Source organism: Pseudomonas sp. (assembly GCF_030696055.1).
In the GTDB taxonomy this organism is placed as follows: Bacteria; Pseudomonadota; Gammaproteobacteria; order Pseudomonadales; family Pseudomonadaceae; genus Aquipseudomonas.
In genome coordinates, this window is sequence record NZ_JAUYNP010000205.1 from 1 (window position 1) to 11134 (window position 11134).

Annotated in this window: 4 protein-coding genes; 3 read left to right on the forward strand and 1 reads right to left on the reverse strand. The window is 66.6% G+C overall.

The annotated features are described in order from the left end of the window. Positions 1–740: aminotransferase class I/II-fold pyridoxal phosphate-dependent enzyme (locus tag Q8Q83_RS11860; RefSeq protein WP_305623955.1), on the reverse strand; the 740-nt coding region annotated here is incomplete at its 3' end. Between the two features lie 207 nt (positions 741–947). On the opposite strand from Q8Q83_RS11860, the gene dksA reads away from it, so the two are divergent. The 3 genes from dksA to Q8Q83_RS11875 all read left to right on the forward strand — a co-directional run. Next, positions 948–1391 carry an RNA polymerase-binding protein DksA gene (gene dksA, locus Q8Q83_RS11865; RefSeq protein ID WP_305623958.1) on the forward strand — a complete coding sequence of 148 codons (444 nt, stop codon included), beginning with the start codon at positions 948–950 and terminating at the stop codon, positions 1389–1391. Positions 1392–1463: 72 nt separating this feature from the next. Further along, the gene (gluQRS, locus tag Q8Q83_RS11870) at positions 1464–2351 is read left to right on the forward strand and encodes a tRNA glutamyl-Q(34) synthetase GluQRS (protein ID WP_305623960.1); all 888 of its coding nucleotides are present in this window, start codon (positions 1464–1466) and stop codon (positions 2349–2351) included. 336 nt (positions 2352–2687) lie between these two features. After that, positions 2688–11134: GH36-type glycosyl hydrolase domain-containing protein (locus Q8Q83_RS11875; protein WP_305623961.1), on the forward strand; the 8447-nt coding region annotated here is incomplete at its 3' end.

Below are 11134 nucleotides of genomic sequence, written 5' to 3' on the forward strand. Positions count from 1 at the left end.
ACCAGCCAGCCGAGGCGCCAGCCGGTCATGCCGAAATACTTGGAGAAACTGTTGAGCACGAAGGCCTCATCATCCACTTCCAGCACGCTGGCGGCGTCCACGCCGTAGGTCAGGCCGTGATAGATCTCATCCACCACCAGATGCCCGCCGCGCGCTTTCAAGGCCTGGGACAGTCCGGCCAGCTCCTCGCGCGACAGCAGAGTGCCGGTCGGGTTGGCCGGCGACGCCAGCAACGCGCCGACGCTGTCATGCTCCCAATAGCGTGCCACCAGCTCGGGGGTCAGCTGATAGCGCACCTCAGGCCCCACCGGTACCAGCTGCGCCGCGCCTTCGACCAGACGCAGAAAGTGCCGGTTGCAGGGGTAGCCCGGATCGGCCAGCAGCCAGTGCTTGCCGGGATCGACCAACAAACTGGTGGCCAACAACAAGGCGCCGGAGCCCCCCGGAGTAATCAAAATCCGCTCAGGGTCTATGCTTAATCGATAACGCTCGGCATAGAAGCCGGCGATGGCCTCACGCAGGGCCGGCAGACCGCGCGCGGCGGTGTAGCGGGTATGGCCAGCGGCCAGCGCGGCCTGGCCGGCGGCCACTATGGGCGCGGCGGTGCTGAAGTCCGGCTCGCCGATTTCCAGATGGATCACGTCGCGGCCTTCGGCCTGCAACTGGTTGGCGCGGGCCAACAGTGCCATCACGTGAAAGGGTTCTATGGCGCGGCTGCGCGCACTGTAGGACTGGGCCATGGTGCTGCCTTAAGCGAAGTTAAGCCGCGGATTCTAAACCAAGGCTCAGGCGAAACGGCAGCAACCACGACAACCGGGAGTGGCGCAGGCAGAGTTGTTCTGGTAAGTTCGCCCGCTTGCAGCCGCAGGGCCGACTCTATGCAGCGTAGAATCGGCAAGGGACACCGTCCTGCGCAGTGGATTAGAGAGAGTGAGAGGCGGTCATCCATGCCCACCAAAGCAAAAGCAAAAAGCAGTCAACTGACTCGTGGTTTCGAGCCCTATAAAGAAGTAAAGGGCGAGGAATATATGGGTGAGCCGATGCGCGCCCACTTCACCGGCATCCTCAATAAGTGGAAGCTGGAATTGATGCAGGAAGTCGATCGTACTGTGCACCATATGCAGGACGAAGCAGCCAACTTCCCCGATCCAGCGGATCGCGCCAGCCAGGAAGAAGAATTCAGCCTGGAACTGCGTGCCCGTGATCGCGAGCGCAAGCTGATCAAGAAGATTGATGAAACCCTGCAGTTGATCGAAGACAACGATTACGGCTGGTGCGACTCCTGTGGCGTCGAGATCGGCATCCGCCGTCTGGAAGCCCGCCCCACCGCCACCCTGTGCATCGATTGCAAAACCCTGGCGGAAATCAAGGAAAAACAGATCGGTTCCTGATCTGACCCAAGGGGTGCTTCGGCACCCCTTGTTGTTTCTGCCCCCGCCCGCCACCGGCTTCTATTCGCCCGCATGAATACGCCCGCCTATATCGGTCGCTTCGCCCCCACCCCCAGCGGTTATCTGCACTTCGGCTCGCTGGTCGCTGCGCTTGCGTCCTACCTCGACGCGCGCGCGGTAAAGGGGCGCTGGCTGCTGCGCATGGAGGACCTCGACCCACCGAGGGAAGTGGCCGGCGCGCAGAGCGCCATCCTCAGCACATTGGAAAGCTACGGCTTCGAATGGGATGGCGAACTGGTGCGCCAGAGCACGCGCCATGGCGAATACGCCGCGCTGGTCGAACGCTTGCTCAGCCAGGGCCTGGCCTATGCCTGCACCTGCTCGCGCAAGCAGCTGGAAGGCAGCCACGGCATTTACCCCGGCACCTGTCGCAATGCCGGGCATGGCCTTGAGGATGCGGCGATCCGCCTGCGCGTGCCGGAGCTGAGTTACCACTTTGTCGACCGCGTGCAGGGCGAGTACCGCCAGCACCTGGGCCGCGAGGTCGGCGATTTCGTCATCCAGCGCCGCGACGGCCTGTATGCCTATCAGCTGGCGGTGGTGCTGGATGACGCCTGGCAGGGCGTGACCGACATAGTGCGTGGCGCCGACCTGCTCGACTCCACCCCGCGCCAGCTGTATCTGCAAGAACTGCTCGGCCTGCCGCAGCCGCGCTACCTGCACATACCCCTGATCATCCAGCCCGACGGCCACAAGCTCGGTAAATCCTACCGCTCGCCACCGTTGCCGGCCGACCAGGCCACCCCGCTGTTACTGCGCGCCCTGCGCGCCCTCGGCCAGCCGTTGCCGGAAGACGCCGCCTATGGCCAGCCCGAGGAACTGCTGCGTTGGGCCAGCCAACGCTGGGATGCCAAGCGCATTCCACGCAGCCGCACCCTGGCCGAAGCACAACTGCGCTAGCTAGCCCGCCAGAAAAGCTTTTCGCCCGGTAAAACGTCAAATTTTCGACGAATGCCCGCTAGCGAACAGACGGTTGCGGCTGCCCTGCTGTATGTTGGCGGTAATGCTGCGACAGCATTCTTCCCGATTATGGGCCAGCCGGCTCAGCACTTTATCGAGACACCCAGGTCTTAACTGTTGACCCCGCCCAACCGCGTTCAAGTCAACAGCGAGCCAGCATGGCGAAGGAGCAGGTCACCGCAATCGTGACTTCGTAGGTCCGCTGTCGCGGTTTCTCAGATAGGTTCTCTCGCCTCGGCACCTATCGCGCACGCCAATGACGGCCGGAACGCGCCCATGACCTCAGCTTTTCCTTATCTATTCGGCCCCAGTGCCGCCCTGGTGCCATGGAACGATATAGCGCCGGTGCGCGAAGAGTTGTTCGGCATCGAACGCCTCGAACAACATGCCTACAGCCTGGCCGCCGCCCAGCCGGTGAGTGGCAAACCGCCCAAGGTGCTGTCGCTGAGCAAGCGTTTGAACGACAACGCCAAGGTCTTGCTCGCCGCCTACCGCGCCAGCGCCGCCGAACTCAGTTGCGGGCACAGCGTGGTGCCGGCGGCGGAATGGCTGCTGGATAACTACCATCTGGTGGAAGAGCAGATCCGTGAGATCCGCGATGACCTGCCGCCCGGCTATTACCGCCAGCTGCCCAAGCTCGCCGAAGGCCCCTTCGCCGGCTACCCACGGGTGCTGGGCCTGGCCTGGGCTTTTATCGCCCACACCGACAGCCATTTCGACCCGCAAACCCTGCAGCGCTTTATCCGCGCCTATCAGCGGGTCCAGCCGCTGACCATCGGCGAGCTATGGGCGGTGGCGATCACCCTGCGCATCGTGTTGATCGAAAACCTGCGCCGCCTGGCCGACCAGATGACCGCCGGGCGCAGCGACCGCGCCGACGCCGATGCCCTGGCCAGCCGCCTGCTGCGCAAAGGCCACGAACGCTCGGCGCTGGACGCCGACCTGGCCACGCGTTCCCCGGCGCCGCTGAGCGAACCCTTCGCCGCGCAACTGGCCAAGCGCTTGCGCGACCACGACCCGCTGACCACCCCCGCCCTCGGCTGGCTGGAGGAACGCCTCGGCGCGCAGGGCAGCAGCATCGAGGAAGTGGTGCAACACGCCCTGCAACGCCAGGGCGCGTCCAACCTCACGGTGCGCAATATCATCACCAGCATGCGCCTGATTTCCGCCATCGATTGGGCGCAACTGTTCGAAAGCGTCAGCCTGGTGGATGAGTGCCTGGGCGCCGGCAGTGCCTTCGCCGCCATGGACTTCCCCACGCGCAACCACTACCGCAGCGCCATCGAACAACTGGCGCGCGGCTCCAACTGCTCGGAGCTGGAGGTCGCCGAACAGGCCCTGCTCGCCGCGCAACAGGCAAGTAACCCGCTCACACCGAGTGAGGATGACCAGCGCATCGGCGACCCCGGTTATCACCTGATCGCCGAAGGCCGCCTGGCCCTGGAACGGCGCATCGGCTTCCGCCCGCCGCTGGGCCTGCGCATCCGCCGCGGCAATATCCGCCTGGGCATGTCCGGCTACGTCGGTAGCATTGTCAGCCTGGCCAGCCTGTTGCTGGCCCTGGCGCTGTATAGCCTGGCGCCGGCCAGCTTGCCCCTCGGCTGGTTGCTGGCCCTGGCCCTAGTCGGCTTTCTGCCGGCCACCGAGGTGGCCACCGCGCTGGTCAACCGAGCGGTCAGCGCCGGCTTCGGCGCCATGAGCCTGCCCGGCCTGGAACTCAGCGAGGGCGTGCCGCATGCCCTGCGTACCCTGATTGCGGTGCCGACCCTGCTCGGTAGTGAAGCCGATCTGCTCGAACAGATCGAGCGCCTCGAAGTCCATCACCTGGCCGGGCGCGGCGGCGACCTGAGCTTCGCCCTGCTCACCGACGGCCTCGACGCCGCCCAGGAACACCTGCCTGGCGATGCGCCGCTGCTCAAGCTGGCCAGCGCCGCCATCGGCCAACTCAATCTGCGTTACGGCCCTGGCCCTGGCGGCAGCCGGTTTCTCCTGCTGCACCGCCGTCGTCAGTTCAATGCCCGGGAAAACGTCTGGATGGGCTGGGAACGCAAACGCGGCAAGCTGCACGAACTCAATCGCCTGCTGCGCGGCGCCAGCGACACCAGCTTTGTGCCGGTGGCCGGATTGGTGCAACGCATTCCGGCGGATGTGCGCTATGTCATCACCCTGGATGCCGACACCCGCCTGCCCCGCGATGCCGCCCTGCGCCTGATCGGCAAGATGGCCCACCCGCTGAACCGACCGCGCTTCGACCCGGCCTTGCAACGGGTGGTCGGGGGCTACGCCATTCTGCAACCACGGGTCACTCCTTCCCTGCCCCTGGGCCAGGACGGCTCGCTGTACCAGCGGGTGTTCTCCAGCCCAGGCGGCATGGACCCCTATGCCGCGGCCGTGTCCGATGTCTATCAGGACCTGTTCGGCGAAGGCTCCTTCACCGGCAAGGGCATCTACGAGATAGACGCCTTCGAAGCGGCGTTGGAAGGCCGGGTGGCGGAAAACACCCTGCTCAGCCATGACCTGTTCGAGGGCGTATACGCCCGCGCCGGGCTGGCTTCGGATGTGGAGGTGGTCGAGGAATTCCCTTCGCGCTACGACGTCGCCGGCAAACGCCAACACCGCTGGACCCGCGGCGATTGGCAATTGTTGCCGTGGATTGTCGGGCCCAGCAAAGGCGCCAAGGCACTGCCGAGCATCGGCCGCTGGAAGATGCTCGACAACCTGCGCCGCTCGCTGCTGGCCCCGCTGACCCTGGCCGCGTTGGCCCTGAGCTGGCTACTGCCGCCGCCCATGGCGCTCACGGCCAGCCTGCTGATTATCGCCAGCCTGCTGATCCCGGCTCTGCTGCCGCTGTGCTTCGCCCTGCTGCCGGCCCGGGCCGGCATTCACTGGCGCAGCCACCTGGGCAAGCTGCTCGACGATCTGCTCCTGGCCCTGCTGCAAAGCGCGCTGAACCTGACGTTTCTGGCCGACCAGAGCTGGCGCATGCTGGACGCCATCGCCCGGACCCTGAGCCGCCTGCTGATCACCCGGCGCAACCTGCTGGAATGGACCACCGCCGCCCAATCGGCGATCAGCCCCAGGCTCAACCTCGGCGGCTTCTATCGCGGTATGGCCGGCGGCACCAGCCTCGGTTTGCTGCTCTGCGCCGGCGCCGTGGCCGCCTCGCCTGCCATCTGGCCGCTGGTCTTGCCCTTCGCCCTGCTCTGGCTCGGCGCGCCTGCCATCGCCCTGTGGGCCAGCCGGGCACCCAAGGTGGCGCGGCGCCTGCAGCTATCCAGCGCCGACAGCCAGGAACTGCGCCTGATCGCCCGGCGCACCTGGCGCTTCTTCGAAACCTTCGTCACCGCAGCCGACAACCAGCTGCCGCCGGATAACTTCCAGGAAGACCCCAAGCCGGTGGTGGCCCGCCGCACCTCGCCGACCAATATGGGCCTGTACCTGCTATCGGCCATCGCCGCCCGCGACTTCGGCTGGGCCGGCACCCAACAAAGCCTCGCCCGGTTGCAGGCCACAATGGCGGTGATGCAGCAACTGCCACGCTACAAGGGGCACTTCTTCAACTGGTACGACACCCGCGACCTGCGCCCGCTGGACCCGGCCTATGTGTCGTCGGTGGACAGCGGCAATCTGGCCGGACACCTGCTGGTGGTCGCCAATAGCTGTGAGGAATGGCTGCACAGTGCCCAGGTCAGCGAAGCGCGCCAGGGCCTGCTGGATAACCTGAGCCTGGCGCAAACGGCGCTAAGGCTGCTGCCGGCGGCCAGTGGCGAGCGCGGTCGCCAGCTGAGCGAGCTGCTCGAACAGATCGAAATCCAACTCAAGGGCGCGCAAACGCTGCCCAGCCTGGCGCCGACCCTGCTGCGCCTGAGCGAGAAAGCCGCCCAGGCGGCCGCCTCCATCGCCCCAAGCGCGGGCGAAGATAACGCCGAAGACCTGCTGTTCTGGATCAAGGCCCTGGGTCAGACCCTGGGCGAACACCAACGTGACCACCTGTTGCAGGGCGAGGCACTCAGCGAGCTGCACACCACGCTGCGCAGCCTGGCCGCCCAGGCCCGGGAAATGGCCATGGCCATGGACTTCGCCTTCCTCCTCGAACCCGAGCGCAAATTGCTGTCGATCGGCTTCGGCCTCAGCGACAACAACCTCGACAGCAGTTGCTACGACCTGCTCGCCTCGGAAGCGCGCCTGGCCAGCCTATTCGCCATCGCCAAGGGCGATGTCAGCACCCGCCACTGGTTCCGCCTGGGGCGCACCGCCACCCCACTGGGCAACGGCTCGGCGCTGATCTCCTGGTCCGGCTCGATGTTCGAATACCTGATGCCGTCCCTGGTCATGCGCGCACCGGCCGGTAGCCTGCTGGAGCAGACTAACCGCCTGGTCGTCGCACGCCAGGCAGCCTACGGCAACGCGCTGGGCATGCCCTGGGGCATTTCCGAATCGGCCTATAACGCCCGCGATATGGAGCTGACCTACCAATACTCAAACTTCGGCGTGCCGGGCCTGGGTCTCAAACGCGGCCTCTCGGCCAATCGGGTGATCGCCCCCTACGCCACCGGGCTGGCCACCATGGTCGATGCGCAAGCGGCGCTGGCCAACTACCGCCGCCTCGCCGGCCTGGGCGCCCTGGGCACTTACGGCTTCTATGAGGCGCTGGACTTCACCGCCACGCGCCTGCCCGATGGCCAGACCTTCGCCATAGTGCGCAACTTTATGGCGCACCATCAGGGCATGAGCATAGTGGCCATCGCCAACTGCCTGCATGACGGGCAGATGCGCACACGTTTTCACCGCGAGCCGATGATCCAGGCCAGCGAGCTGCTGCTGCAGGAACGCACGCCGCGCAATGTCGCGGTGGCCCATCCGCGTGCAGCAGAAGTCAGCGCCTGCGCCGAGGATCTCGGCAACGAACTGCACAGCGAGCGCCGCCTGAACCATTTCAACGGTAATCCGCCGGTCACCCACCTGCTCAGCAATGGCCGTTACAGCGTAATGCTCACCGCCAGCGGCGCGGGCTACAGCCGTTGGCGCGACATCGCCGTGACCCGCTGGCGGGAAGACAGCAGCCGCGACAATTGCGGCAGCTTTATCTTTCTCTGGGACACCCAGAACGGCACGCGCTGGTCCCTGGGCGCGCAGCCGAGCAGTCACAAACCCTACGACGAGGTGCTATTCGCCGAGGATTACGCCGCCTATATCCGCCACGACGGCAGCTTGAACACCACCCTGGAGGTGCTGGTTTCCGGTGAAGACGACGGCGAGGTGCGCCGCGTCTCGCTGACCAACAGCGGGCGCAGCGCGCGGGAGATCGAGCTGACCTCCTACGCCGAACTGGTGCTGACCAGCGCCGCCGCCGACAACGCCCACCCGGCGTTCGCCAAGCTGTTCGTGGTCAGCGAATACCTCGCCGAGTTCGCCGCGCTGATCGCCACCCGGCGTACCCGCGCAGCCGGCGAGGCGCAGGTGTGGGCCGCGCATTTCGCCGTGGTCGAAGGCGAAGCGGCCGCCGAGCCGCAATATGAATCGGACCGCGCGCGCTTTCTCGGGCGCAGCCGCTCGATCGATGCCGCCGAGGTGATCGTCAGCGGCCAGCGCCTGTCTAACACGGTCGGCAGCGTGCTCGACCCGATCTTCGCGCTGCGCCAGCGAGTGCTGATTGGCCCCGGCAAGGTAGCCCGGGTGGCCTTCTGGACCCTGCTGGCGGAGTCGCGCGAGGCGCTACTCGACCTGATCGACAAGCACCACGAACGCAGCGCCTTCGAGCGCGCCAAAACCCTGGCCTGGACCCAGGCCCAGGTCGAGTTGCGCCATCTCGACATGCTCGCGGCTGAGGCGGCGGACTTCCAACGCCTGGCCGCGCCCATCCTGTATGCCGACGCGCGTTTTCGCGCGCCAGCCGTCAGCCTCCAGCGCGGCGCCGGCAGCCAGTCGGGGCTCTGGTCCCAGGGCATTTCCGGCGACCTGCCGATCGTGCTGCTGCGCATCGAGGATGTCGAAGATATCGCCCAGGTGCGGCAACTACTGCGCGCCCACGAGTACTGGCGGATGAAGCGCCTGGCGGTAGACCTGGTGATCATCAACGAACACGCCTCCTCCTACCTGCAGGACTTGCAGGCCGCCATCGAGACCGCCGTGCGCAGCAGCCAGTCACGCCCACGTTTCGGCGCCGAGTTGGCCCAGGGTTCGGTGTACGTGCTGCGCGCCGATCTGATGAGCGTGGAAACCCGCGCCTTGCTGCTGGCGGTGGCCCGCGTCTCGCTGGTCGCCCACCGCGGCCCGGTGGCCGAGCAACTGGCGCGCATCCAGTCGCTCGACACGCCACCGAGCAAAGCCCACGCCTTCACGCCCGCCACGCCACCGCCCTCACCTGCGCAGCTCACGCCGGCGCAAGCGCCGCTGGAATTCACCAACGGCCTGGGCGGTTTCGACCAGGACGGCCGCGAGTATGTGATCCGCCTGGACGCCGGGCGCACCACTCCCGCGCCCTGGATCAATGTGATTGCCAACCGCGGCTTCGGCTTTCAGGCCTCGGCCGAAGGCAGCGGCTACACCTGGGCCGACAACAGCCGGGAAAACCAGCTCACGCCCTGGTCCAACGACCCGGTCAGCGACCCGCCGGGGGAAGCCCTGTATGTGCGCGACGAAGAAACCCTGGCGTTGTTCAGCCCCACCGCCCAGCCGATCCGCGACAACGGCCGCTACGAAGCGCGCCACGGTTTCGGCTACAGCCGTTTCTGCCACCAGGCTCAGGGCATCGCCATGGACCTGCTGCAATATGTGCCGCTGGACGACCCGATCAAGATCTCCCGCCTGACCCTGACCAACCACTCCGGGCGCGCACGCAAGCTAACGGTCAGCGCCTATGCCGAATGGGTGCTGGGCACCTCCCGCGGCGGCAACGCGCCCTTTATCGTCAGCCGACTCGACCCCGACAGCGGCGCCCTGCTGGCGCGCAACCCCTGGAGCATCGCCTTTCCCGGGCGCAGCGCCTTTGCCGACCTGGGCGGCCGGCAAAGTAGCTGGACGGCGGATCGCCGCGAATTTATCGGGCGCAATGGCAACCTCGCCAAGCCCGCCTCCCTGGGCAACCGCAGGCCGCTAAGCGGCAATCTGGGCGCCGGCCTCGACCCCTGCGCCGCCTTGCAGTGCAGCCTCGAATTGGCCGTGGGTGAGAGTGTCGAAATCGTCTGGCTGCTCGGCCAATGCGCCAGCGATGAGGACGCCAGCGCCCTGCTCGCGCGCTACCGCGAGGCCGACCTCGACGCCGTACTGGCCGATGTCAGCGCCCATTGGCAGCAAGTGCTCGGCGCCGTGCAGGTGAGAACGCCGAGCCGCGCCATGGACATCATGCTCAACGGCTGGCTGCTCTATCAGACCCTGGCCTGTCGCGTCTGGGCGCGCTCGGCTTTCTACCAGGCCAGCGGCGCCTATGGTTTCCGCGACCAGTTGCAGGACGGTATGGCCCTGACCTTCGCCAACCCGCAACACACCCGCAGCCATATCCTGCGCGCCGCCGGCCGCCAGTTCGCCGAAGGCGATGTGCAGCACTGGTGGCTGCCGCATTCCGGCCAGGGCGTGCGCACGCGCATCTCGGATGACCGGGTGTGGCTGGCCTTTGCCACCGCCACCTATATCCAGTGCGCCAGCGACCCGGCGATTCTCGATGAACAGGTGAGCTTTCTCGAAGGGCCGCAGCTGGCCGCCGGCGAGCATGACGCCTTCTTCCAGCCGATGCTGTCCGCCACCTCGGCGTCGCTGTTCGAGCATTGCGCCCGCGGTCTCGACCAATGCCTGCAACTGACCGGCACCCTGGGCCTGCCGCTGATCGGCAGCGGCGACTGGAACGACGGCATGAACCGCGTCGGCGAAGGCGGCCGTGGCGAAAGCGTATGGCTGGGCTGGTTGCTGCTGCGCACCATTGCCTTGTTCGCGCCCTATGCCGAAGCCCACGACAGCACCCGCGTGGCGCGCTGGCGCAGCCATGCCCTGCGGCTGCAAGCAGCGCTGGAACGGGAGGCCTGGGATGGCCAGTGGTACCGCCGCGCCACCTTCGACGACGGCACCTGGCTCGGCTCGCAGCACAGCGGCGAATGCCGCATCGACTCCATCGCGCAATCCTGGGCGGTGCTCTCCGGGGCGGCCGATCCGTTGCGCGCGGCCATGGCCATGGCGTCACTGCAGCAACAGCTGATCCGCCCGGACGAGGGCCTGGCCCTGCTGTTCACCCCACCCTTCGACAAAACGCCGCTGGACCCCGGCTATATCAAGGGTTATCCGCCGGGCCTGCGGGAAAACGGCGGGCAATACAGCCACGCCGCCATGTGGGCAATTCTTGCTTTCTGCAAACTGGGCTCCGCCGAGCAGGCCTTCGCCCTGTTCGATTTGGTCAACCCGATCAACCACGGCAGCAGCGCCGAGGGCTGCAAGCGCTACAAGGTCGAGCCCTACGTGGTGGCCGCCGACGTCTACTCGGTCGCCCCCCATAGCGGCCGCGGTGGCTGGACCTGGTACACCGGCGCAGCCGGCTGGATGTACCGCGCCGGCGTCGAAGGCATACTCGGCATCCGCCGCGAAGGCGACTGGCTGCTGATCGACCCCTGCATCCCCGCCGACTGGCCCGGATTTAGCGTCAGCATCAACCTGGGCGACAGCCACTACCAAATCCAAGTGGACAACCCCACTCAACGCAGCCGCGGCATCACCCAAGCCCTGCTCGACGACACCCC

Coding starts and splice junctions, on each gene's coding strand:
- dksA (WP_305623958.1), top strand. CDS start 948: ATGCCCACCAAAGCAAAAGCAAAAAGCAGTCAACTGACTCGTGGTTTC.
- gluQRS (WP_305623960.1), top strand. CDS start 1,464: ATGAATACGCCCGCCTATATCGGTCGCTTCGCCCCCACCCCCAGCGGT.